20 protein-coding genes, 1 tRNA gene and 3 pseudogenes are annotated in these 24,261 nt (G+C 67.3%); 12 read left to right on the top strand and 12 right to left on the bottom strand.

All coding sequences use genetic code 11. From position 1 onward, the window contains the following. Positions 1-54: 54 nt before the first annotated feature. Together OG331_RS51445 and OG331_RS51440 are read left to right on the top strand one after the other, a co-directional pair. On the top strand, positions 55-321 hold the full coding sequence (locus tag OG331_RS51445) for an integrase core domain-containing protein (protein WP_406209534.1): 267 nt from the start codon (positions 55-57) through the stop codon (positions 319-321). 32 nt (positions 322-353) lie between these two features. Beyond that, positions 354-680, top strand: a pseudogene (locus tag OG331_RS51440) (transposase); the annotation flags it as partial. Between the two features lie 83 nt (positions 681-763). Here OG331_RS51440 and OG331_RS51435 read toward each other — a convergent pair. Beyond that, a complete protein-coding gene (locus OG331_RS51435) occupies positions 764-1,966 on the bottom strand; it encodes an IS110 family transposase (RefSeq protein ID WP_406190631.1) in 1,203 nt (400 codons plus the stop codon). A 286-nt stretch (positions 1,967-2,252) separates the two neighbouring features. Continuing rightward, positions 2,253-2,672 (bottom strand): ACT domain-containing protein, encoded by a 420-nt coding sequence (locus OG331_RS51430; RefSeq protein ID WP_406190633.1) that lies wholly within the window; start codon positions 2,670-2,672, stop codon positions 2,253-2,255. Positions 2,673-2,931: 259 nt separating this feature from the next. On the opposite strand from OG331_RS51430, the gene idi reads away from it, so the two are divergent. The 3 genes and pseudogenes from idi to tnpA all read left to right on the top strand — a co-directional run. Continuing rightward, positions 2,932-3,477, top strand: a complete 546-nt coding sequence (gene idi, locus OG331_RS51425) for an isopentenyl-diphosphate Delta-isomerase (RefSeq protein ID WP_406190635.1) — start codon at positions 2,932-2,934, stop codon at positions 3,475-3,477. Positions 3,478-3,734: 257 nt separating this feature from the next. After that, positions 3,735-4,001: pseudogene (locus tag OG331_RS51420) on the top strand (transposase); the annotation flags it as partial. Between the two features lie 99 nt (positions 4,002-4,100). Beyond that, a pseudogene (tnpA, locus tag OG331_RS51415) lies at positions 4,101-4,352 on the top strand (IS200/IS605 family transposase); the annotation flags it as partial. An 837-nt stretch (positions 4,353-5,189) separates the two neighbouring features. Here tnpA and OG331_RS51410 read toward each other — a convergent pair. Further along, the gene (locus OG331_RS51410) at positions 5,190-5,660 is read right to left on the bottom strand and encodes a single-stranded DNA-binding protein (RefSeq protein WP_406190638.1); all 471 of its coding nucleotides are present in this window, start codon (positions 5,658-5,660) and stop codon (positions 5,190-5,192) included. Positions 5,661-5,739: 79 nt separating this feature from the next. On the opposite strand from OG331_RS51410, the gene OG331_RS51405 reads away from it, so the two are divergent. From OG331_RS51405 to OG331_RS51395, 3 genes are all read left to right on the top strand, one after another. Beyond that, positions 5,740-5,952, top strand: coding sequence for a hypothetical protein (locus OG331_RS51405; protein WP_406190641.1), 213 nt, complete (start codon positions 5,740-5,742; stop codon positions 5,950-5,952). 64 nt (positions 5,953-6,016) lie between these two features. After that, complete coding sequence (locus OG331_RS51400; RefSeq protein ID WP_406190644.1) at positions 6,017-6,154, top strand: hypothetical protein; 138 nt, start codon at positions 6,017-6,019, stop codon at positions 6,152-6,154. 1,326 nt (positions 6,155-7,480) lie between these two features. Beyond that, a tRNA-Met gene (locus OG331_RS51395) sits at positions 7,481-7,554 on the top strand. Between the two features lie 356 nt (positions 7,555-7,910). On the opposite strand, the gene OG331_RS51390 is transcribed toward OG331_RS51395, so the two are convergent. The 6 genes from OG331_RS51390 to OG331_RS51365 all read right to left on the bottom strand — a co-directional run bounded on the left by OG331_RS51390 (position 7,911) and on the right by OG331_RS51365 (position 13,870). After that, positions 7,911-10,373: a SpoIIE family protein phosphatase gene (locus tag OG331_RS51390; protein WP_406209558.1), complete on the bottom strand. Its 2,463-nt coding sequence runs from the start codon at positions 10,371-10,373 to the stop codon at positions 7,911-7,913. Between the two features lie 476 nt (positions 10,374-10,849). Further along, positions 10,850-11,095: an IS3 family transposase gene (locus OG331_RS51385; RefSeq protein WP_406190647.1), complete on the bottom strand. Its 246-nt coding sequence runs from the start codon at positions 11,093-11,095 to the stop codon at positions 10,850-10,852. 41 nt (positions 11,096-11,136) lie between these two features. Next, complete coding sequence (locus tag OG331_RS51380) at positions 11,137-11,769, bottom strand: transposase (protein WP_406190649.1); 633 nt, start codon at positions 11,767-11,769, stop codon at positions 11,137-11,139. Next, the gene (locus OG331_RS51375) at positions 11,766-12,203 is read right to left on the bottom strand and encodes a transposase (RefSeq protein WP_406190652.1); all 438 of its coding nucleotides are present in this window, start codon (positions 12,201-12,203) and stop codon (positions 11,766-11,768) included. The genes OG331_RS51380 and OG331_RS51375 overlap by 4 nt, the downstream gene beginning before the upstream one ends. Beyond that, positions 12,200-12,367: a hypothetical protein gene (locus tag OG331_RS51370; RefSeq protein WP_406190655.1), complete on the bottom strand. Its 168-nt coding sequence runs from the start codon at positions 12,365-12,367 to the stop codon at positions 12,200-12,202. Before OG331_RS51370 ends, OG331_RS51375 begins: the two co-directional genes overlap by 4 nt. Positions 12,368-13,600: 1,233 nt before the next feature. Then, complete coding sequence (locus tag OG331_RS51365) at positions 13,601-13,870, bottom strand: type II toxin-antitoxin system Phd/YefM family antitoxin (protein WP_406190658.1); 270 nt, start codon at positions 13,868-13,870, stop codon at positions 13,601-13,603. Between the two features lie 225 nt (positions 13,871-14,095). Here OG331_RS51365 and OG331_RS51360 point away from each other — a divergent pair, with 225 nt between their 5' ends. After that, the gene (locus OG331_RS51360) at positions 14,096-15,316 is read left to right on the top strand and encodes an ISAs1 family transposase (protein WP_406190588.1); all 1,221 of its coding nucleotides are present in this window, start codon (positions 14,096-14,098) and stop codon (positions 15,314-15,316) included. Between the two features lie 807 nt (positions 15,317-16,123). Further along, positions 16,124-17,638, top strand: a complete 1,515-nt coding sequence (locus tag OG331_RS51355) for an ISL3 family transposase (protein ID WP_406190666.1) — start codon at positions 16,124-16,126, stop codon at positions 17,636-17,638. Between the two features lie 92 nt (positions 17,639-17,730). Here OG331_RS51355 and OG331_RS51350 read toward each other — a convergent pair whose 3' ends face one another. From OG331_RS51350 to OG331_RS51340, 3 genes are all read right to left on the bottom strand, one after another. Next, a complete protein-coding gene (locus OG331_RS51350; RefSeq protein WP_406209561.1) occupies positions 17,731-19,236 on the bottom strand; it encodes an ISL3 family transposase in 1,506 nt (501 codons plus the stop codon). Positions 19,237-19,592: 356 nt separating this feature from the next. Beyond that, on the bottom strand, positions 19,593-20,939 hold the full coding sequence (locus tag OG331_RS51345) for an IS701 family transposase (RefSeq protein ID WP_406190669.1): 1,347 nt from the start codon (positions 20,937-20,939) through the stop codon (positions 19,593-19,595). 194 nt (positions 20,940-21,133) lie between these two features. Further along, a complete protein-coding gene (locus OG331_RS51340; protein WP_406190671.1) occupies positions 21,134-22,636 on the bottom strand; it encodes a helix-turn-helix transcriptional regulator in 1,503 nt (500 codons plus the stop codon). Positions 22,637-23,013: 377 nt separating this feature from the next. On the opposite strand from OG331_RS51340, the gene OG331_RS51335 reads away from it, so the two are divergent. After that, on the top strand, positions 23,014-23,556 hold the full coding sequence (locus OG331_RS51335; RefSeq protein WP_406190674.1) for a winged helix-turn-helix domain-containing protein: 543 nt from the start codon (positions 23,014-23,016) through the stop codon (positions 23,554-23,556). Then, a complete protein-coding gene (locus tag OG331_RS51330; protein ID WP_406190677.1) occupies positions 23,481-24,083 on the top strand; it encodes a transposase in 603 nt (200 codons plus the stop codon). The genes OG331_RS51335 and OG331_RS51330 overlap by 76 nt, the downstream gene beginning before the upstream one ends. Positions 24,084-24,261 lie beyond the last annotated feature (178 nt).

The following is a 24,261-nucleotide window of genomic DNA, read 5'->3' as shown; positions in this document are numbered from 1 at the left end:
ACCGCGGGTCGGAATACGAGCGAGGCGTACAGCAGCCTCTGTTCCCAGCTGGGCGTGGTGCAGTCCATAGGGCGTGTGGGATCAGCCCTGGACAACGCGGCCGCGGAATCGTTCCACTCGTCGGTCGTCAAGGTCGAGTACATCCACCGGCACCGCTTCGCCACCCGCGCCGAGGCCCGGCTGAAGATCGCCACGTGGATCACAGACTTCTTCAACACGCGCCGCAGGCACAGCGCCGCCGGCGGACTGGCTCCGGTGGAGTTCGAACGAACCGTTATCGAGGCCAGGACGCGGGCCCAGCACAAGGACCGAGCAGCATAAGGAAGTCCTCCACGCTTTCTGGGGATTGACACCTACTGGACCGGCTCATCGCGGTCTGCCCCGAGATGACCCAACTCGCCGTCTGCATCAGGGACTTCGCCCAGCTGCTGAAGCCTCACCCCGACAACGCCGACGCGCTCGAGCTCTGGATCACTCAGGTCCGCACTGCCGATCTGCCGCACATGCATGCCTTCACCCGAGGGCTGGAGCGAGGCCTCGACGCCGTGATCGCCGCGTTCACACTCCGCTACAGCAACGGCCCCACCGAGGGCGTCAACACCAAGACCAAGCGGATCGCCCGCCAGATGGACGGACGAGCAGGCTTCACCCTCCTCCGCCACCGCATCCTCCTCGGATAGCAACACCCTCCGTCACCACCGAATGTGAGACAGGGCCTAATCAACGGCGGATCCGATGATCAAGGAGAATCTCAATGATCGTGTCAAGCCGCTTGCGTGACTGGCGGGGCGGGGGTGAACAGTCTCTTGTCACGCAGCATGGCCCAGAGCACGTCGACCCGACGTCGGGCGAGCGCGAGCAGGGCCTGGGTGTGCAGCAGCCCCTCGGCGCGCTTCTTGAGGTAGTAGTCCCTCGATGGGCCCGGTCGCATCATTGCGGTCTGCGCGGACATGTAGAACAGCCAGCGCAGGCGGCGGTTGTAGCGTTTGGGCCGGTGGTAGTTGCCGGTGCGGCGGCCGGAGTCCCGGGGCACTGGGGCGAGGCCGGCGTGGGAGGCCAGGCGGCCGGCGTCGCGGTAGCCGGACAGGTCGCCGACGATAGCGACGAACTCGGCGCCGAGGATGGGGCCCATGCCGGGCATGGACTCGATGATCTCGGCGCGGTCGTCGGTGCGGAAGGTCTCGCGGATCTCCCGGTCGTTGTCCTTGATCCGCTCGTCCAGGGCCAGGAGTTGGTGGGCGAGGTCGCAGACCAGCTTGGCGGCGCGTTTCTCGCCCGGCAGCGCGATCTGCTGGGACTGGGCGGCCTCCACGGCCTTGGCCGCGACCGTGTCGGCACCGCGAACCTTGCGGCGTTCCAGCCAGGTGGTCAGCCGTTTGACGCCGATTCGGCGCAGGGCGGCCGGGGTCTGGTACTCGGTCAGCATGACGACTGGGCCCTTGGCCGCGGAGTAGTCGAAGGCCCGTTCCAGGGCGGGGCAGATGCCGACCAGCAGGTCGCGGAGACGGTTGATCAGCCGGACGCGGTCGGCTATCAGGTCCGCTCGATGGTGGGTCAGCACCTGGAGGCTGGAGACCAGCTCCGGCGGTGTCTCAAGCGGGGCGAAGTCCCGGCGCATGCGGGCCTGGTCGGCGATGACGCGGGCATCCTTTGCGTCGGTCTTGCCTTCACCCTTGTAGGCGCCGGACATGCGGTTGACCGTGCGGCCGGGCACGTAGACCACTTGCTGGCCGTGAGCGACCAGCAGGGCCAGCAGCAGTGTGGATGCCCGGCCGGAGATGTCCACCGCCCACCGCACCTCGTCAGCCCGCTCGCGGGCCGTGTCGATGAGGGTAAGGATCTGCGCTTCGTCGTTGATGACCTTCGTCGAGAACAGCGTCTCTCCGTCGGCGTCGACGGCGACCGCCCAGTGGTGCCCCTTGCCAGCGTCGATGCCGACCCATATCCGTGCATGAGACGCACTCAAGCCCGTCGCTCCGTTCCTCCATGGCCGTCATTTCCATGGCCCGAAGAACACCCCGCCGACAGGTCCTTAACCAGCGATGACCGCAGTTCTCAATCAGTGGTCGGAGCGTCCCGGAGGACCGGGCGGCCATTCTCCTGGAGCCATCGAGGGCAACGCCCGATCAGCCACACCCGGTCCTCCCGGACCGCCAACATTCTTAAGGACGCCTGATGAGCGAGACCGTTGTGGAGAACGAGGCCGTCGAAGGGCACTGTCAACTTGATGCGGATGGCCTGTGGGATGATCGTTAGCCTCGATCTTTCGTGACGGTCCGTCGGTTTCTTTGGCTGGACGCAGTGATCGGGGTCGGACGCTCGATGAACAGCTTTGCCCGGTCCCTCCCCACCTTGGCGCACACGTCACGGCCTGCCGAGCGGTCTGCCCCAGCTGCCTCTGCGATGAGCCCCAGGGATTCGCTCTGCGCGTCTGCGGCTGACAGCAGATCGACCCGAAGCACATCAACCTGCTTCTCCAGCTGGGCGACGACTTGCAGCGACTGCACCTGTTCCCGCTCCACGACAAAACTCGCCCGGCGGATCCGCGCCGACCCCGTCGCCTCAGTATCGAGTTCGCAGACCAGGTACCCCCGCTGGGCGAGAAGCGAGGTAATCCGTGCCAAAGCCCGTGGCCGGTCACAGAACAGGACCGATAGTCGATGGCGTTCCACAACGGCCTCCGTCGGCGAGTCTCATCACGGTGTCGGGCGCTGCCACCGTGTGCCGATGAACAGCAGACCTGCCGGGCACACCGTACGAGCATGCCTCGTCGTGATCAGGGACCGGACGGGAGGCTGATCAGGCACTCCTGAAGAGCACAAATGCCGTCCAGTGGGCTCAAAATCGGCATGGCCCCGTGGCGTTCAATGTCACCCACGGACAGGGTCCGGCGTTTTCGAAACCCAAATATCGAAAGGCGCTGCGAACAGCATGAGCGCAATGATGTTGGAACTGGTCGATGCCCACGGCCAGACCATAGGAACAGCTGAGAAGCTGTCGGCCCACCAGGGCACGGGATGCCTGCACCGTGCGTTCTCGGCCTTCCTCTTCGACGCGGCCGGCCGGATGCTGCTGCAGCAGCGGGCACTCGACAAGTACCACTCACCCGGAGTCTGGTCCAATACCTGCTGCGGCCACCCCACCCCTGGCGAAGCCCCCTTCCTGGCCGCTGTCCGACGCATCACGGAAGAACTCGGCTGCGCACCGGTCCGGTTCCAGGAAGCCGGCACGGTCACCTACGACCTGCCCGACCCGCTGACCGGCTTGGTGGAGAAGGAATACAACCACCTCTTCACCGGCATCGTCGACACAGCCGCTCCGAAGCCCGACCCGCAGGAAGTCGCGGACATCCGCCTCGTCACCCCGGACCAGCTACGCGAACTCCGCGACACCCACCCCTTCTCCGCATGGTTCCCGGTCGTCCTCAACGCGGCGCGACCGGCCATCCTCGACCTTGTCCCCAACGGCGGCTGGTGACCCCCGTCCTGCCGGGGCCGGTGGGCCGAACGCGTCCACCGAGGTCCGCCGCATCGCCGCTCGACTTCCATTCGGGCACACCGGGTGCACAGGCACACGGAAGCCGGCAGCGGGCCGGAAGGGGAGCAATGCTCAAGACCTGTGGATCGGTCTCGGGAGGGGTGCTTCGCGAAAGGCGGAGGGTGTACCTTCCCGAGTGATCGACGCAAGGTCACCGAGTAGACCCGCGTTGCAGCGCGAGTTGGGAAGGCACGCCCGTGCTCAGCGTAGTCAACAACGATGGAACCACCGAGACCGGATCCCTGATGGACGACATCGTCCGCGAGGGTGCCCAGCGGATGCTCGCCGCGGCCCTGGAGGCCGAAGCCAACCAGTACATAGCCGAGTTGGCCGGTGAGCGGGACGAGATCGGCCGCCGTCTGGTGGTCCGCAACGGCCATCATCGAGAACGGACGGTGACCACCACTGCCGGGCCGGTCGCGGTGAAGGCGCCCCGCGTGAACGACAGGCGCGTCGACGTGGAGTTCCCTCGCGAACACTGCCCGGTCGAAGGCAGCCTTGGACGCCACCACGGCACGGCCATGGCTCTCCCCTCGGACTTCAGCGAAGGGAAAGGGGGCGGCCGCGTATGCACCCAGCTTGTGAGGGGCGACCATGTGCACCTGTTGGTGCACTACCCGCCGAAGATCGCCCTATCCAAGCTGGTCAACAGCTTGAAAGGCGTCAGCTCCCGATACCTGCGGGCCGAGTACACCGGCCGGATCAACCGAATCGGCATGGGCTCGGTGTTCTGGGCACCCTCGTACTTCGTCGGCTCCTGCGGCGGCGCACCGCTGAGCATCGTCCAGAACTACATCGAGAACCAGAAGCGTCCAACCGGGGTTCCGCAGAAGCGAGGCTGTCCTGGTCCACGAAAAGGGGGTCTGATCTGCGGGAATGCGCGGCGGCATGGCGACGGGGCGTGCCCCTAGGCGCTGACATAACTGCAGGTCAGCGGCCCCGGACCCGTCAAGTCCACTACTGGGACGTTGCGTTGCAAGGCGCCACGCTACCGGCCTGGGGCGCACCACGCGGCTTGCCTTTGCGAGCATCCACCGAGGCGAGATGCTTGCATATCAGGGCAATTCACCTCGTTGTCGCCAACAAAAGTGAGGCGCTGGACCGATGGCGGCAACGCGCTGACCTGCGCGTGTCCCTAGTCCTAGTGACACGCCCCCATCTAGATCAACATTGCATTCGTGCAGGTCAGCAGGGATTTTCGTGGACTAGGACGCCTCCACTTCTGCGGAACTCAGGTCCAACCTAACCGTCAAGACGGAGGCACAGAGCACTCCGGCGCTTCGCGCCTCCGCCCCGAGGATCGCATTCCCGCCCGGCCTAACGACCGGGACTCCCTGCGAAGATCAAGCGATGGGACGCGCTAATCCCTCACGTGCTCGCCGCTCAGAACGGGTGCGCGTGCGCCTCGACACTTTGGTTACGGCGCCGGACGCCCGAGGCGGGAGCGGATGACGCACCCGCGTTCCGGTGAGCCTTGGTGACGGACGCCGTTGCATGGGTGAGGGAGGCAGCGACGTCTTCGGGGGGCGGGGGGCGAACCGTAACGGCCGTTGGTATCCCTGTGATCACCTGCCGGTGGTGCCGTCGCTGAATGATGCTCTGGCCCTGTTGGATGATCCGCGTCACGCGTTCTGGGGTTGAGCAGCTCCTGGTCAGAACGGGTGCGGCTCGGCGGGCGCTTGGTTCGGCGGTGACTGTGTGGGAGCGGACGCCGGCTTGTCCGTCGGGGTGGGCCCGCTGTGGGCGGGCGCTCCTGCGCGGTAGGTCTTGGTGACGGTCGCGGTGGCATACGTCAGTGAGGCTGCGACCTCCTCGGCGTCGATCTCGACGACGGTGCGGCGCTGGCCTTCCTTGTCGTCGAATGTGCGCTGCTTGAGGCGGCCCTGGACGATGACGCGCATCCCCTTGGACAGCGACTGGGCGGCGTTTTCGCCGGCCTGTCGCCACAGTGAGCAGCGCAGGAACAGCGGTTCTCCGTCGACGAACTCGTTGCGGTCCCGGTCGAACGTCCTTGGCGTGGAGGCGACGGTGAACCCGGCTACCGGGATACCGGAGTTGGTGTAACGCAGTTCCACGTCGGCGGTCAGGTTGCCTACCACCGTCACCAGCGTCTCGCCGGCCATACCGCCACCCCTTTGTCCGCCTGCTGATCGGAATACGCCCACCGTACCGGCCCTGCGGCCCGGCTGGCACGATGACCGTATGACAAGCGAGGAGCACACGCTGGAGACGGCAGCCCAGACCCTGCGCGACGCGCAGGAAGCCGTCCACGCGGCCCGCCGGAACCTGACCGCGGCGATCGTCACCGCGTACCGAGCCGGGGAACCAGTCGCTCGCATCGCTGAACGCACCGGAAAGAGCGCCACCGAGATCCGGAATCTGCTGGCCGCCACCCAGACCTCGCGCCGCGCATAGCAGAGCGCGCAGCCACCAGATTATGCACCGCAAGGGTCGCAAGCTGGTCTCTCGTGCTGGTGTGATGCGTCGGCGTACGGTCGAAGTCATCGGCGTGCTGATCGGCAGGCTGCGCGCCATGCGGGCCCAGTTGGTGGCGTGCCCGGACGAGGCTGACGAGGTCCGTGCACTGCCTTGCAGGGGTGCGGTGCTGCACGCCTGAGGTGTGTTGGCGGAGTATCGGGGCGCATCCTGGTCTTATGCTCCGCAAGGGTGCCGAGCAGGTCTCTCGTGCTGGTGTGATGCGCCTGCGTACGGTCGAAGACATCGATGTGCTGTTCGGCGGGCTGCGCGTCATGCGCGTCAAGTTGGTCGCGTGTCCGGACGAGACGGGGCCGGGTGGAGGCGGCGGCGTAGACGGAACTGACCCGGCTGGCGGGCATGCTGATGCGGCCGGAGATGGCCCCGCAGCTGCTGGCCGACCGGTGCACTGACCGGCTGGAGGAGACCGGCGGCGAGGCCCTGGTTGACCGCCCGTTCCCGTGGCTGATGCGGCGTGGCCTGGTGCAGCGGCAGGGGTGCTCGGACCGCCGGTGCGATGACGGGACCCGGCTGGACACGGGCGGCGAGTGCGAGAACTGCGGCAACGTGGTGCACATCCGGCGTGCTCGGCGGGCGAAGATCGCGGCGGAGGTGGACCGGGAGCTGCCTGGCCTGACCGAGGGCGAGCGTCGCCGGGTCCTCGAGAAGCGGCTGCGTGAGCAAGCTGCCATCGAGGCGGAGGACTTCGTGCGGCGGGGGGAGCGGGCCCGCGCGGAGCTGCGGCCCGCACGGCTGCCCAGGAGCGGGCGGAGCGCGAGCGCCATGCCGCGGCTGCCGCAGACGCGGTGCGCCAGGCCCTGCCGTGCGAGGACTGCGGGCAGGAATGGTCGGCCGGCCTGTGCGAGGCGTGCGGTTTCCGGCGCCGGACCGAGGCGGCGATCGTGGAGGCTGGCCTGGTCGCCCCGACATGGTCGGCCGCCCCGACATGGTCGGCCGCCCTGGACGACGCGAACGAGTCGCTGCGGTCACTGCCCATGTCCGGGCATCGCTGGAATCCGACATCGAGCGTGCCGCCGGGAGTTCCTGGCTCTGCTGGAGCCGGGCGAGCTGGACGCGGACCCGATCCTGGCTGCGTCCGCGCTCGCCTTTGCCGAGCTCCAGGCGGTTCAGCGGGCGCTACCGGAGTACCGCAGCAGCGCCCTCGGATGGCTGGGCCGCACTCCGGAAGCTGAGGCAGAGGCGCGGCGGGCGTACGCGACCTAGCAGAACCGCCGCTGGTTTCGTGTCAACCCGAACAGCCCCGATGCAGTTGCTGCTGCGACGAAGGCTTCCGATTCGGCCCGGGAGCGCACCGCCCAGCACCTGCTCACGGCGCGGCTGAAGCGTCTGCACGAGCGGGCCCCTATCCGTACCGACACTGCTTTGGGTAGAGCCCAGAGCTGCATCACCTCCGGGCGAAAGTCGATTCGGTCCAGCCGGATCGATGCCGTACAGTTCACCGTGCCGACGCGGGGTGGAGCAGCTCGGTAGCTCGCTGGGCTCATAACCCAGAGGTCGCAGGTTCAAATCCTGTCCCCGCTACTCACATGTGAAGGCCCGGTATCCACCGGGCCTTCACTGCGTCTGCATCCGCTCGAACCCGACCCGGAAAACCACGCGGACGCCCTCGCCCTTATTGATCGCACCCGTCCCTCCGAAGGCGACGTGTACGTCGGCAAGGAACGTTAGGGGAAGTCGACCGGGCTCGGCCAGGTACAGCCGAGCATCTGGCCTCCCTTCCCGGCGCCACCGTCCTCGCTCGGCCTGCAAAGTCGGTGGCGGGTGGACGCGGTAAGGAGGTGCGGCCATAGCTGTAGACGCTGATCAGGGCCGCAGGCGAGTTCGGTGTTGGCTAAGCGTCTTGCCGGGCCAGCGCAGAGCGACACCGTGATCAGGTGTCACCTCGGCGCTGTGACGGGAACGTACTCGGTGAGCAGCAGGGCGATGTCGTCGGTTCGGTTCGAGGAGGCCCGGGCGTTGTGCAGAAGCCGGTCGGCGAGTTGGTTCAGTGAGTCCGCAGCGGCGTGAGCCAGTGATGTTCGCAGGCCGTCAATGCCCACGTTGATGTCGGCGCCGCGTTCCTCGACCAGTCCGTCGGTGTAGAGGGCGAGGACGGACCCTGGTGGCAGGTCGATCCGGGTTGCTGGATAGGCGCTTGCTCGATCCACACCGAGGAGGGGGCCGATGTCCAGTTCAAGGGCGTTGGTTGTCGTGTCGGGACGGCGGAGCAGGGGTGGGGGGTGGCCGGCGGTGACGGCGTAGGCGGGGTGGCCGTGGGGTTCGAGGTGGATGTAGCAGCAGCTGGCCAGCAGCCCGGGGTCGAGGTCGATGAGGGTTCGGTTGGCGCCCGCCATCACATCGCCAGGCGTATGGCCTACTGCTGCGAAGGCCCGTACGGCGCTGCGCAGCTGGGCCATGGTGGCTGCGGCGGCGATGCTGTGCCCCTCCACGTCTCCGATGACGAGAGAGACCCCACTGCCGGTGGGGATGACGTCGTACCAGTCGCCACCGATGTCCATTCCGCTGGTGCCGGGCAGATAGCGCGCGACGGTGCGGATACCCGGGACTACGGGCAGCCGGTGCGGCAGGAGCGCCTGCTGCAGGCCGTGCGCGAGGGCGGACTCCGCGTCGTAGAGCCGCGCTCGTTCCAGGGCCTGGGCGATCAGCCCGGCGAGTGCGGTGAGGACGCCGCGGTCCTTCTCCGTGAATCGGTGGATCTCGTCGAAGCCGAGGACGCAGGTGCCGACAGGGTGGCTGGAGGCGATTAGTGGCAGATACGCCCAGGAGTTCACTTCTCCCGTGGGGATGCCCGGGTAGCCCTGGGAGAGGTCCTGCTGCGACTCGATGAAGAGTGGAGCGCCGGAGGTCAGTGTCTCTGTACCGGGCAGGCGGGCATGCAGCGGTACGCCCTCCAGCCAGTCGAGGAAGTCTTCGTGGTGGCCGGTGTGATAGAGCAGACGCATCGTTCCGTCGCGGACCACGTAGATCGCCAGCTGTTGGCCTCCGAAGGCGGGTAGGAGCTGGTCGGAGATGACTTCGCAGACTTCGCGGGCGGTGACCGCCTCGGTCAGCGCGCTGCCCAGCTGTAGGACGTGGTACATGACGCCCAGTCGCGCCGGTGTGGCAGGGGTTGCTGTCTCGGCCGAGGAGACTGGTGGCGTTGAGGTCGAGGGTGGATGACCGGAGGGCACTACTCGGCCGGTTACTCCGTCCGCTTCCGGATGGAGGGAGAAGTCGAGCCACTGGTCGGGCGGTCGGCAGGCCAGGAAGGAGACCGGCGCCTGCGAGATCATCGCGGACCGGTGCCGGTACTCGGCGTCGGGATCGGACAGCCATGGCAGCACGTCCCAGAGGAACTGGCCCAGCAACGCGTTGCCGCGCACGCCCAGCAGCTGCAGGGCGCTGTGGTTGGCGTAGGTCACCCGCCCGTCGGGGGCGAGGGAGAACACCCCGTCCCGCAGCCGTTCGACGGCGGCGACGGCGGCGCTGCCGGCCTGTGCGTCGACGACCGTGCCGAGCAGGTGGGTGCGTGCCCGCGCGTCGTTGGCCTCCGGTTGGCGGCCCCACAAATCGACCGTGCGATACCCCTCGCCGCCGTTCCTGCGATCCCGTATGCGCAGGCGCCGCGATGTGATCCGGTCCCCGGCGGCTGCCGCGCGGGCGGCCGCTCGAAGGGCCGCTCGGTCGCCGGGGTGCAAGCAGGAAGCCAGCGTTTCGGCTCGTCCGTCAAAGGCACGGGGGGCGATACCGAAGATCGCGCAGAGCTCGTCGTCCACGGTGATGGTGCCGTTCGCGAGGTCCCAGTCGAACAGGCCGACCCGCACGGCCGGTTCCGACGGAGCTGGGGTCTCGACGGGAATCGTCTGCGGGTCGCACTCAACGGGATCGCCGGTGCGGGCGCGGAGATCGGCGAGGGAGGCACCGAGCCGTTTGGCGATGGCCCGCACGCGACGGCGCTGGGCCCTGGACAGTCCTTCGCCGCCTGGTGATGCCGCCCAGACGATCGCTAGCGCACCGAAGGTCTCCTCACCTGAGCCCACCGGCACGGAGCAGGAGCCGAAGGCATGCGGCAGAGCTACCGCCAGCTGAGGAAACCGGCGCATCGTCTCGTCGGCGTCGCTCAGGTGGACCGTGCGCCCAGAGCTGTAGGCTGCGGCGACTGGGATGGGACTGCTCACCGGAATGAGGTGCCAGCCACCGAGCAGCGAAGGCGGCACCCCGCACGTCGCGGCGAGCACGATCGACCGACGGTCGCGGGAGCGGAGAAAGACACTCCCCGCGTACGCGCCGGTACCTTCGACGGCTTCGACGACGGCTGCAGCGAGCAGATCCTCACGCTCCGCCATCCCGCCGACGAGCATTTCGCGCACAGTTCCAGTGTGCACAGGTCGGCCCCAAGCCCAACCCAGCGAGACGCATCGATCACACCTCGCAGGATCCGTCGCCGCTATGGTTACGCCTGGGATCCCCGGGACACCTCGGCCAGATCGCAAACCGTGGACGGTGGACGGTACGGAGCGCCTGTACGGGCCGGACACAAGACCGCAATCCCATACCTGACGGCTACTGAGCGTCACCCACGCTCATGATCACCCGGATCTGCTCCGACGGTGCTAATGATCCGCCGACAGTGCAAACAGAGCGCAGCGGTCGGCGTGCCAGTCCAGACGCCGCGATCAAACCGCCAACCGCAGGCGTCGCGGAACCCGCGGTGGCCGACCGATGGCCTTCGACAAGACCGTCTACCGGGCCCCGCAGCTCTTCGACTCTCCGCATGGTTCCCCGTGGCCCCACACTGATCGAGAACACCCAGCGTGACCGCTGTAGGACTTGTTGTCTATAACACCAAGTCGGCCAGCCTCAGCCCGAAGTCACCAGTGCCCTCGTGGCAAGTCATAGCCGTCGCTTGCCCCGCCGGCGTGAGCGCATCGATCGTCTGTGGGATCAACGCCCCGGTTGACACGATGAGTTGGGACGAAAGGTGGGGGTTATAGAAGCCGTCGATGTACTCGAAGAGCGCGAGATTCGCCTCGGCTCTGGTGTCGAAGGTCCGTCCGCGGATGCACTCGGTCTTGATCAGCATCCACAGCTTCTCCGCCAGGGCATTGACGCTCCTATAGTTCGTCAAGCCGCTTTGGCAGGATCGGGCCGGGCTTTGACCATCTGGTAAATCTCGCGGGCGAGAAACCGCTTGAGGCAGCGGATGATCTCTTTCTTTGTCTTGCCCTCGCTGGTGCGCCGGGCGACGTAGTCGATGGTGGGCTGATGGAAGCGCATTCGAACGATGACGACCCGGTAGAGCGCGGAGTTCAGCTGGCGGTGGCCGCCGCGGTTGAGCCGGTGCCGGTCGGTCTTGCCGGAGGACGCCGGGACGGGGCAGACGCCGGCGAGTTTGGCGAACGCCGCCTGTGAGCGTATGCGTTCGGGGTTGTCACCGACTACAACCAGGACCTCGGCCGCCGTATCCGCGCCGATCCCGAAGGAGTCCACGAGCTCGGGGGTCTGCCGGCGGGTGAGCTCACCCAGCAGGCGGTCGTGGTCCTTGATCTCCTCGTCGAGAGCGAGCCAGCGGCGGGCCAACGACCGCAGGGAGCGTTTGGCCGAGGCCAGGACGCCGGTGACCTGGCCAGGACGCAGTCCCGCGCACCGTTCGATGAGCATCATCTTCGACAGTCCCTGAAGTTGTTCACGCAGCTCGTCGGGGACAGTGACGATCAGGGCCTTGAGGGTGACCATGGCCTGGGTGCGGGACTTCACGGCCGTATCCCGGCGATCTTGGTGTCGCGGATCATCTCCACCGTGCCTTCGGCACTCTTCGGTGTCGCGGTCGCAGTGCCCGCGAGGACAGCACGGGCGGCGTTCTCGGCATCAATGGGGTCAGACTTGCCGCGCCGGCGCCGCACCCGGCGGTCGGGCCGGTTGACCTCGATGACCTTATGGCCGTGTCTGCGCAGATGAGAGGCGAGACCAGCGCCGTAGGAGCCGGTGCCCTCGACACCGAAGCCGAGGACTTGTCCGAACTGAGCGGTCCACTGGACGAGTTGCTCGTATCCACCCCGGTCGGCGGCGACGCTGAGGGTGCCCTGGGTACCGCCGACGACGTCGACGACAACCGCGGTGTGCACGTACTTGTGGGCGTCGACCCCGACGACGACTTTCCCGATCGGCTCGGCCTGCAGGATGCTGGTCATGGCTGTCGGTTCCCCTCCCAGGAGACGGCGGTCAGCGCGAGACCGTCGGCCGGGCGGGAGGACAGGACTGTGACGAGCGCCAGGTGGCAGCAGGCTCCTATGCGGTCACTGCCCGCGCGGCCGACGGCCCGCATCGAGCCCGCCGCGGAAGTGCGTGTCTTCAACGCCTCGCCCACCTACGAGTTCGTGGCATCACGACGGGCCGATAGCCGGGGCAAGGTGGCGATGCGGCGAGCTGTACACGCCACCCCGCTCCCGTGAAGCGCATGTTGCCCAACGGCGTGCGTCGTCTCGCCCGTCGAGCGCTGCGCTGATTTGTCACCTGCGGCGTAGGCAGCGGACACCGTGCCTGAGGTGGCGGCCCCGCCGGCCCCGGGCCTGCTCGCGCGCGACTTCTCCACCGGCAAGCTGGATAAGTGACGGAAAAGCCCGGTACGCAGCTCGTACTGACGGTCGGTCACATGCCGCGCCAGGTTAAACACAAGGAGGTCGGCCAGGAGCCCCGCTCCGCACCGAACTTGGCGACCTCACGCACCAGCCGGGCGAACCGCTGCCGTACCGCACTGCGAGATACCGGAGGCGCCATATGAAACCCGAGGAACGGGGTCTACCACTGACTCGATCTAACCGGCCCAAGCCTGCCCCAGTGCCACACTCCTGCACCACTTTGCGGCGACTTTCCGTGCGCGAGGGGGCGGCCAGACGATGGACTTCTCTGGCGGGTCTGCCGGATAGTGATATCGACCTGGTGATTAGGCTGACGGCGGTGAAATCTGCCGTTGCTTTGCCGAAGTGGCGGCGGAACGCTACGGCCGGGTTCCGGGCCACTGGCCGCTCTGGCACCCCGCCGCTGCGCCGCCGCCTCGTGTTCTGGCCACGTCGTTGGCGAGGCGACGGCGCCCGCGGGCCGCTGATGCCGCTTCCCGATGTCCATGCCGTGGTCCTGAAGCCGGGCAGGACCTCCGCGGGCCTTCCCCGTCGCGCACGAGCTCGCGTAGCGCGGCGTAGTGTCGCTGCCACTCGGCCGGCCACGACGGGTTCCAGTCCTCGTCCACGGCCTCCAGTGCCGTCTTCCACTCGGGATGGCCCTCCAGCGCACCAGGGCGGCGCCGGTTGGACAGCCACTGCCCCACCGGCCGATCCAGCGGGCCGTCAGCCGGTGTGTCCTACATGCTCAATGTGCAGCGTGCTGTTCTGGGTGTCGATGCGGTACAGGATCCTCCACGTGCCGCTGTGCAAACGCCGGTGACTGCTTCCCCACGCGCGAGAGCCTTCGGGGGTCGGATCATCCGCGAGCCGGTCCGTGGCGTGCAGCGGTGCATCCACGCCGGCGGGGTCGGCCTTCAGATGGCCGGCTGCTTCGTTGAGAGCCGCGGGCTCCCATGTAACGCTCCAGCTCACTCTCCGCTCCGGCGGCCTGCCGCGTCGAGGAGCGTGAGACGCGCCTCGACGTGCGGGACGGGAGCCGAAGTGATCCCCAGAGCCCTGTCGCGCTCCAGGCGCGCGACGGCAAGGGCGTCTTCGAGGTCTTCCAGCTCCGCTGGAGAGATCAGGACGGCAGCGGGTGTACCCCGGTCGGTGAGGGTGATGTGCTCGTGCTGGGCAGCACGGCGCGCGAGGTCACCCAGACAGGTGCGGGCTTCGGCGATCGGGTATGTACTCGACATAAATCTAAAGTACACCTACATTACACCTGCCGGGCCCGGAGGCCGGCGGCCCTCTTGCAGGACCGCGAAGAACATCAGGGCGGCTTCAAGTTCCATGCTCGCGGCAGTTGTTGCGTGAGGGGTAGATAGCAGTGCAGGCACGGGCTTCGTGATCATTGTGGTGTCTTACGCCCGATGATCATGAGGTGGCCCGTGCCTGCCGCTGTATCTTCACCGATCCCTGCCGTGCTGGGGAATCTGGGGTCGCTGGACGTCGGCCAGGTCGCCGACCTGCGTCCCTACTTCGACTCCATCCCCGACCCACGCTCGCGGCGGGGCCGGTGGTACTCGCTGACGTCGATCCTGCTGGTGTGTGCCTGCGCGGTCGTCTCGGGAGCGAAGAGCATCGACGAGCTCGCCGAATGGGGTGCGAGGGCCTCGGGCAGGCTACTGGCGGCCCTGGGTATCCGCCGTCATCTGCTCGGGTGGCGGCGCACCCCCTCGCCCGTGACGATCGGGCGCGCGCTGGGCGCCGTGGACGGTGATGCCCTGGACCGGGCGGTGGGCGCCTACCTGACCGACCGGCACCACGCCGTCACCGGCACCGCGACCAGGGCCACGGGGCAGCCGGCGGCACCCGCGCCCGGGCGGCTGCGCGTCCTTGCCCTTGACGGCAAAGCGCTCAAGGGTTCGGCCCGTCTCACCTCGGCACGCCGGCACCTGCTGTCGGTGGTCACCCACGGCCCAGTCGTGACCCTCGGCCAGGTGGAGGTCGGCGCGAAGACGAACGAGACCACCCACTTCCGCCCGCTGCTGGAGCCGCTGGACCTGGCCGGCACTGTCGTCACCTTCGACGCGCTGCACTCGGTCAAGGCGAACGTCTCCTGGCTTGTCGAGACGAAGAAAGCGCACTACATCGCCGTGATCAAGACCAACCAGCCGACCGCCCACCGCCGGCTGGCGGCCCTGCCCTGGCGGGACATCGCCGTCCAGCACACCGCCTCCGGGACCGGGCACGGCCGGCGGGAGTCCCGCTCGATCAAAACCTGCGGAATCGCCGACGAACTCGGCGGAATCCCGTTTCCCCACGCCCGCCTGGCCATCCGCATCCACCGCCGCCGCAAGCTCACCGGCCGGCGCGAGAGTCGTGAGAGCGTCTACGCCGTGACCAGCCTGGACGCCCACCAGGCCTGCCCGGCCGACCTGGCCGCCGCGATTCGCGGGCACTGGGGAGTGGAGAACTCCTCGCACCACATCAGAGACGTCACCTTCGCCGAGGACGCCTCCACCGTCCACACCGGGACCGCGCCCCGGGCCATGGCGACCTTCCGCAACCTCGCCATCGGCGTGCTGAAGGTCCTCGGAGCCAACAACATCGCCAAGACCACCCGGGCCATCCGCGACGAACCCGAACGAGCACTCCCGATCCTGGGCATCATCAACAACCGCGACACCTACGGAACTTGATCAAGCCCTGGAAGAACATAGCGGGGGGTCTGCGTGTCGTGAGGATCTCTTCGTGCTGGTTGGGTTGCTCCAGCGGCAGTATCGGGCCGGGCTGTGGCCCGCACCGACGGGTCGGGGTTCCGCGTTCCTCGCGCGTCCTGACGTGTGGTCAATTTTTGAAGTCTAGGGGCGGGTGTGCCGAAGTGAGTGTTGTCGCTTCGCGCCGACTTCGCCCGCAGACGTGGCGGCAGTGCGGTCTCGTCCGCACTCAGCGGACGGGGACGGGTATCGGGCCACGCTGCGGCCTCGGCGCTCCGCGCCTCCTTCCCGCATCTGATCCTTCGCCATCTTCGGGCCTCGGGGTCGAGATTGCTGAGCAGTGCGTACCAGCGCCTCGATGATCTGACCGTGAGTGGACAGGGCCCTCTCCCCAACTACCGGCTCGCGGGCTCCTGAGCTTTTCGCGCGGCCCGGCGGAACTGAAGTAGTGCAGGATCACGCAACGCGTCAGTGGACAGACAGGCCCGGGGCGGCTTCGGGCATGAGTGCCGGACAGGTCCGGAAACCGCTACTGGTGGTGCCGGACGGCGAGCGTCGCTGTCCGTTGATCAAGGCTGCCGGGGTGGCGGGGCACGTGCCCACTTCCCTGCAGGACGGTGCCGCCAGCCGTCGACCACCCAGCGTCACCGATACATCAACCTCGTGACCGGTTTCACGGAAATTTTGGCTCTGACAAGATTTTCGTAAGCGTTGATCGTTGGGCTGAGAGGGGTGACAGCCCGTCAGGGTGGGTGCAGGGTGGTGGTGTGTGATGTCGAGCTGGATGTCTTGCTGCCACAGCTGGCCGTGGTGCAGGTCGAAAGAGTTGAGGCCGGCCCGGTGTTGATCCGAGTGGTGGCACGTACGCGTGATGACGTGTCCGTCTCCTGTTCTGGGTGTGGTTGGTTCTCGGACTGGATACACAGCCGGTATGTGCGCTACGTAGCTGATGAGGCGGTCGGTGGCCGTCCGGTCCTGATCGAGTTGTCCGTACGCCGTCTGTACTGCGAGAACCCCGACTGTTCGAAGACGACCTTCGTGGAGCAGGCCGAGGGGCTGAGCGTGCGGTATCAGAGACGCACACCCGCTTTGCAGCGCCTGCTGGGGGTGGTCGCGGCGGCGCTCGCGGGGAAGGGCGCCGCCCGGATGGTCTCTCACCTGCATCAACTGGTCAGCTGCAGCACGCTGCTGACTATGCTGATGGCTCTGCCCCTGCCCGTACTGCCGGTGCCCCGGGTGCTCGGCGTCGATGATTTCGCGTTGCGGCGCGGCCACCGCTACGCCACGATCCTGATCGATGTCCTCACCCACACCCGCGTGGATGTGCTGGCGGACCGGACCGCCGGGACGCTGACGGCCTGGCTGCGCGAGCATCCCGGTGTGGAGATCGTCTGCCGGGACGGCTCAGCCTCCTATGCCGAGGCGATCCGGCATGGCGCGCCCGACGCGGTGCAGGTCAGCGACCGGTGGCACCTGTGGCACAACCTCGCTGCCGCGGTGGAGAAGACGGTGGCCGCGCACGCCGCGTGCTGGCGCGCGAAGCCGCCCGAGGCAACGCCCGGTTCACGTAACGCGCGTGTCCTGCAGACCCATGCCGCCGTGCACGCCTCGCTGGAGTCGGGCGTGGGTCTGTGTGAGACGGGCCGACGCCTGGGCCTCGCGCTGAACACCGTCAAACGGTACGCCCGCATCGGTGACCCCGCCCAGCTCGTCCGTCCGCCCCAGTACCGGCGTTGCCTGGTCGATCCTTTCCGTGATCACCTGCGCACGCGTCGCACGGCCGGACCGGTGGCCACGACCATCCTCCTCGCGGAAATCCGTGCCCTGGGATACACCGGCAGCCCGAACCTCCTGGCCCGCTACCTCGAACAGGGACGCGCCGAGGAGGCGCTCTCGGATCCCTCCGTCCGCCGCCTCACCTCATGGATCATGACCGATCCCGACCACCTGGCCGAGGAACCGGGCACCCACCGCGACAAGCTCACCGCCGGCTGCCCCGAGATGACGCTCCTGACCAGCCACGTCACCGCCTTCGCGAAGCTCCTGGCCCACCACGAGCACCCCGCCGCCGAACACGCGGCCCTGGCCGAGTGGATCAAGGCCGTGAAAGGCGACGACCTCCCCGCCCTGCACGCCTTCGTCCGCGGTTTGGAGAAAGATCGCGCCGCCGTTCAAGCCGGCCTCGACCTGCCCCACAGCAACGGAGCCACCGAAGGCATCAACAACAAAACCAAGCTCCTCAAGCGCCAGACCTATGGACGAGCCGGCTTCGCTCTCCTTCGCCAGCGCATCCTGCTCAACTGATCGACTACAACCAACGATCAACGCTTACGAAAATCTTATCAGAGCCGAAATTTTGGCTCTGGCCCGTAATCGGTGGTAACGCTTCGTGTTGATCACTGGAGCAGGATCCGCTGGCGTAGGAGCGGGAAGCCGGCGCGGCCGTGCATCTGCCTCATGATCTTCTTCGTGCGGGTGTTGACGCCCTCGGTGCGGCCGTTGTGGTACGGGAGGGTGAGTCCGGCGTCGACGGCGGCGCGGTCGAGCTCGAGGCCGTTCGCGAAGGAGTGCAGGTGAGGCAGTTCAGCGGCGCGAACCGCGGTGATCCAGTCGGTGAGCTTGGCGTCGTTGCCCTCGGCTGGGGTCAGGAGCCCGGCGAACTCGCCGACGAGGCGGGCGAGTTCGGTCATCTCCGGACAGGCTTCGGTGAGTTCCCGTAGTAGTGCGGTGTCCTTGTCGCGCAGGTTCTCGGGGCGGGTGAGCATGAGGCGGGCGAAGCGCTGCGGGGTGGTGACCGGCTTGTCGCCCTCGGCCCGGCCCTGGGTGATGTAGCGGTAGAGCAAGTTGAGGCTCCCGGTGTAGCCCAGCTCCTGGATCTCCCGGAACAGTTGCTGCACGGGGACGGCCGGGTCGGCGGCCCGGCGGGCGCGGAGGTGGTCGCGGTAGGGGTCGACGAGGGTGGGCCGGTACTGCGGTGCGCGACGCTCCAGCGTGGGCTCCTTCAGGCGGGCGTACCGCTTGACGGTGTTCAGGGCGAGATTGAGGCGGCGGGCGCATTCGAGCAGGCCGACGCCCTTGCCGAGCAGGTCGTGGACCTGTTGCCAGCGTTCCCGGGTGGTCTGCTCGCGCACACCGCCCGGCCGGGCCGGGTTCACGCTCGCCCAGCACGCGGTGTGCGAGCGGACCTCGGACAGGGCCTTGCCGCACAGGTTGGACCACACATGCCACCGGTCGCTGACCTGCACTGCTTCGGGGAGGGCCTGGCGGATCGCCTCGCCGTAGGACCCGGAGCCGTCACGGCAGACATACTCGGCGCCGGGGTGCTCACGCAGCCACTTCGTCACCGTCTCGGCCTTGCGATCAGGCAGGACATCGATCCGCTCGCCGGTCTCTGCGTCGATGACGATCGTGGCGTAGCGGTGCCGGCGCTTGAGGGCGAAGTCGTCGATGCCGACCACCCGCGGCACGCGCAGCGGCGGTATGGGCAGGCGCATGAGCGTCCGCAGAGCCGTCGAACGGGAGACGCCGAAGGCCAGGACGCGTAAGAGGCGGGCGCCCGCCCGTCCCGCTAACTCCTTGACCACAGACCCGAGTTGACGGGCGAGGCGGTTGGTACGACGCTGGTAGCGCTCCACCAAGCCCGGTACCTGCTCGCGGAACGTCTGCCGCGGGCAGCCGGGCTCTGGGCAGACCAGACGCCGCAGCCGCACCGAGACGACGACCCGCCGCCCGTCCACCGGGACATCCGTGAGCGTCCGGCCATGGAAGCCGTGCACTCTCAACGTCGGAACCCCGCACACGGGGCACGGCACCCGATCATCCCGGGTCCGCGCCGTCACCCGGATCACGTCACCCTCGTCCGACACATCTTCCACAACCAGCGCCGCCAGGCCCGAAAACACCACAGCCACAAGCTCGTTGACATCTCGCACACCACACCAACGGCGCCCGTCACCCTTGGTTACCACCGATTACGGGCCAGAGCCGAAATTTTGACAGAGCCCTTCGATTCCCCGCTGGCGGCCCGGGGCGTGACCGGCTGAGACCGGGGGCGGGGCGGCCTGTGGTTCAGGTCGTGGTGGGCAGGCCGGTGCCGGCCGGTGATGTGGTTCCAGATGGTGAAGCGGATCGGGCCCTCCCCGGACACGGACAACCCGAGATCATCCCATGCCCCACCCGACAACGTGACAGAGCCACCCGCAACCGGCCGCATCGTCAGACGACGAAGGCGATCACACACGGCAGCTGTAGTTCTTGATCACGGCTGGTCGTGGCAGCGGTGTCGTTGCTGGTGGCAGGCGGTTGCGACGGCTTGGTGACGGCGCCTCCAGGCGATCCAGCGCAGGACATGATCACGGTCGCGGGCGGCTGGGGGCAGCACGATGGCCCGCAGGAGACGGATGAGCTCGGGACAGGTCGGCGGGACGAGTCCGGGTTGCCGCTCGGAGCCCTCATGGATGGCTGCGGCCGTGAGAGCGAGGACGACGGCGGCGAACAGGGAGAACAGTGACCAGCGCATCCAGGAGTTCCAGCAGGTCACCTGACCCTGGTCGAGCCCGGTGAAGCCCTTTGTGAGCTGGAACGTTTCCTCGATCCGCCACCTGCGCGAGATCACTTCCATCAGTGTGGCGAGGGCGACGTCGCCGGGTGCCCAGCAGCGGAAGTAGGACACCTCGCCGGTGTAGCGGTGCCGCCGCGCGACCAGCACGCTCGTCCCCGCCCCGGCCGCGTTCTCGTTCTCGTTCTCGTTCTCGTTCTCGTTCTCGTTCTCGTTCTCGTTCTCGTTCTCGTTCTCGTTCTCGTTCTCGTTCTCGTCGGGAGTGTCGTCGGGGCGGACGTCGAGCCAGGCCCAGTCGTACTCGCGGGTGCCCTTGGTGCCGTGTCCGGTCTGCCGGCGCATCCACTGCTCGGGACGCACCTTGTTGATCAGTTTGCGGGCCTCCCACCGGCGGCCGCCCCCGTCGGTGACCTGGTACGTAGCGGCGATGCCGACCGTGTAGCCCAGACCCAGTGAGCGTATGCCCCGGCGCAGTTCACGCCCGCAGTACACCTCGTCGCCCGCGAACCAGCGTGCCTCGATCCCCGTGGCGAGTGCGCCGGTGACCATGGACAGCGCCTGCTGCGGCTTCGTCGCGAACCCGACCTCCTCCGGCACCCCGGCGACCTCGCGGCGTTCCTCGTCCGCGGCCCAGTCCGCCGGGAGATACAGGGCCCGGTCGATGATCACCTTCGTGGTCGCGGAGACCGCCGCCAGATGCACCGCCACCTGACACAGACCGACACCGCCGATCGCACCCGAGTACTGCCGTCCGGCTCCCACACACTCCGTCGAGGACTTCGCATCGCCCGTCTCGTCCACCACCAACACCACGTCCTGCCCGGCGAGTTCACCGGCCACCAGGCGGACGATCTCCTTCCCCGCCCGATCGTGATCGAACCGGGCACGGGACAACAGGTGCTGCAGCCGGTGAGGGCCCGGATGTCCCAACGCCTGCCCGAGCGTCCAGCAGTTCCGCGTGTCCACCTCCAGCAACAGTCCGGCGACCAACTCGGCGGCTGTCGCCCGCGTTTCACGCCGTGTGAAACAGCCCGCGACGGTTGCCATGACCCTCCCGAATGTCTCGCCCCACGTCTGCTCCGCTATCGTGGCCTCCGCGGCCACCGTGTCTTGATACGTCGTCACAAACGTTCATGATCGCGGTGGCCGTCCTCATGCCCGCACGCACCCCCGACAAGACACTGACCAGCCCAGACGCTGGAACTACAGCTGCCGTGTCACAGCCTACTGAATGGATACCTTCAGTCGGTCCAAAAAAACATCCGCCCCGGCGTTGCCACTTCCCTCTCATAGAGCTGGCGTAGCTCCCTGCGGACGCTTTCCCTGTCTTTCAGTCCTGCCGTCAGGAAGTTGATCCACATGTTAACTTTGTTCTGGCCCTTTATTCCCGGTGTCATCACCGCCCCACTCTCCCATTTCGAAATTGTCGCGTTCCCTACGCCGACTGCAACTGCGACCTCTACTCGCGAGAATCCCCTATTCTCGCGGAGTCGCAGCATCAGTTCCCAGAATGCCAGCTTTGCGGGATCCCTACCGTCTTGGTATATTGCATTATAGAGCGTTTGAAGCTTTTCTTGGATTTTTGTGTTGTCTGTCACCGCCTGGATCCAGCGGCGTGCCGTGCCCGGATCGATGTAGATGCCGGACTCGCCTTTCGCTATAAAATGGATTCCGAGACTCGCCTTTTTTGCAAGCTCCTTCTGCGTCAGGCCTGCCTCCTCGCGCACTTTCCAAATTCTCCGGCTGAAATCGTTTTCGCCAACGGCGGGGCGTTGGCGTTTACCTTGGTTGCTTTTGTGTTCAGTGAGGTTGGGGTCGGGTGGGGGTTGTTTCCGCTTGAGGGGCTTGGGTTGTCCGCTTGAGGGTGGTGGAGCCGGGTGGGGTGTGGGCTGGTTTCGGGGGTGGGTCTGCGGGTGTTGTGCCGGCGGGTGGGTTTGTGGGGTTGTCTGGGGGTAGTGCTGGGTCTGTTGGTCGGGGGTCCAGGTGTATGCGGGTGGCTGGGCCTGGGGCTGGTTTTGGGTTTGCTGCTGGTTGGCGAGGGCCCACTGGGTTGATTGCCAGGCGTAGGCGATTTGTGCATCGAGGGCGGACAGGTCGGCCTTCCGGCTCTGGTATTGCCGCAGGTATGCGATTCGTCCGTCGGGGGACTGCCAGGCTGTGGTCCACCAGGCTGTGGGGTCGTCGTGGATGTCTTCGCTTGCCAGGAACGCTGCCAGGCCGTCGGCGATGGTGTCCCATGTGGGTTGCTGGTCCATCTGGGCAAGCCAGTCGAGCCAGTGGATGAGGACGTTTTCGTCCATCTGTGACCAGGCGTGTGTGGCGGGGTGGGGGTGGACGGGCGGGGGCGCGGGTTGTGGGGGCGGATCGGGTGTCCAGACGTAGCCCGCTCCCTGGATCTGCTGTTGCGGTTGCGGGGCGGATACCGGTCCGGGAAACGCGCCCTGGCCGGAGGGCGGATTCGCTGTCATGGGGTAGCCGGCCTGGATGCACACCTCCCGCAGCCATCTACTCCAGGCGGCGTTGTCCCAGCCGTTCACCTCGGTCCTGATCACATCTGCACTGGCCTGCTCGACGGCGTCATGGGTGGAGTTCCTAAATATCGACTCCAGCCACTGCCTGACCGCATCCTCGGTCATACCGTAGAACCCGGCGACATCCTTCACGGTGGCCTGAACGAGCCCCGTCCCGCAGTTGCTGATCAGACTGTCGAGAGCGTCGGCATCCTCGTTGAACCAGGTCTCCATCGCTTGCACCTCTCACGCTTGCATCCTCAGCCTGGCCGGACGAGGCGTGCCCGCAACCTAATGCGGTGCAGTCCCGCCCCCGCGTTCCGGGCGGACAGCATGTCGGGCACAGGTCGCGTCCCTCCCGGCGGCGGGTGCGGAGGCATGCATCGCCACCGGCCGGGACAGGCCTTGGTCACGAGGGGCCTGCACGACGGTGGAACCAGCCTCCCGTCTCCGATGTCCGGCCGCAGTCCGTGACCGGGTGGTCGACCGTGCACCCGCCGGTATCTGCGGAACCTGCTCGGCGAAATGACTTGTCGAGGGGGCTACTCAGCTTGAACTCGTAGACGCCGAGAGGGCGTGACGGTCCTTGATCCCTGCGGTATGGCAGGTGCATGCGGTATGCGCAGAGGGGCGGGTATACGCCTGCCGAGCAGGAACGACGTGAACAACTGCGGCTGAAGGCCGCTGAGTTATTTGAGCAGGGCGAGAGTTCTGGTGCGGTCGCGGCGGAGTTACGGGTAGCGCCGCGCACTGTGCGGCTGTGGCGTCAGCGGTGGCGCGAGGGCGGGGTGCAGGCCCTGCGTTCCAGGGGACCGGTGTCGCCGGAGCGTCTGTCGGCGCGGCAGTTCGCGCGTCTGGAAGCAGAACTGCGGCGCGGCCCGCCGGCGCACGGATTCGCCGACGACCAGCGGTGGACGCTGAAGCGGATCAAGGCGCTGATCGGGCGGCTGTTCCATGTGGGCTACACGGTGCAGGGCGTGTGGAAGCTGATGCGGCGCCACGGCTGGTCGTGCCAGGTCCCGGTGCGCCGGGCCGTCGAGCGGGACGAGGAGGCCATCGAGGTGTGGAAGCAGGAGGTGTGGCCGCAGGTAAAACCAGTGCGGCGGACCTGGGCGCCTACATCTGCTTCGAGGACGAGGCGGGGCAGGGCCTGAGGCCGCCGAAGGGCCGCACATGGGCCCCGCGCGGGGCACGGCCCGTGGTGAGGGTGCGTGGCAGAGGTTCCGGCCGGGTCAACGTGGCCGGCGCGGTCTGCTTCCGCCCCGGCGAGCGCCCGCACTTCTTCTACCGGCTGCACGTCTATCACGGGCGCAAGGGCGAGCCCAAGAGCTTCGCCTGGCACGAGTACCGCGAACTGATCCTCGCCGTTCACCAGCAGCTGCACGCGCCGCTCGTGTGGTGCTGGGACAACCTGAACGTGCACCTGTGTGCACAGATGAAGGAGTTCGCCGACGAACACCAGGAGTGGCTGCGTGTGGTCCAGATGCCCGCGTATGCACCCGAGCTGAACCCCACCGAGGGCGTCTGGTCACTCCTGAAACGCTCCATCGCCAACTTCGTCACCGCCGACCTGGGCGGCCTCGTCCGCATCGTCAAGCGCAAGCTCAAGAAGATCCAGTACCGGCCCGACCTGATCAACGGCTGCCTCACCGAGACCGGCCTGGTGATCGAACCACCGTGATCCACCAGCCGGCGTCTACGAGTTCAAGCTGAGTACTAGTAGGTCGTCGCTGCTTAGTTGTGTCATGTCTGGGAGGCTGGTATCTGTCAGATCCTTCTCGCTTGTCAGACAGGGCTGTTGTTATGGGTTCGCAGAAGAAGCGGCCGGTCAGGCTGACCACGCAGGACCGTGAGGAATT

Origin of the sequence: Streptomyces sp. NBC_01017 (assembly GCF_045162795.1) — a bacterium.
In the GTDB taxonomy this organism is placed as follows: Bacteria; Actinomycetota; Actinomycetes; order Streptomycetales; family Streptomycetaceae; genus Streptomyces; species Streptomyces machairae.
This window is presented reverse-complemented; position numbering and strand designations above follow the sequence as displayed.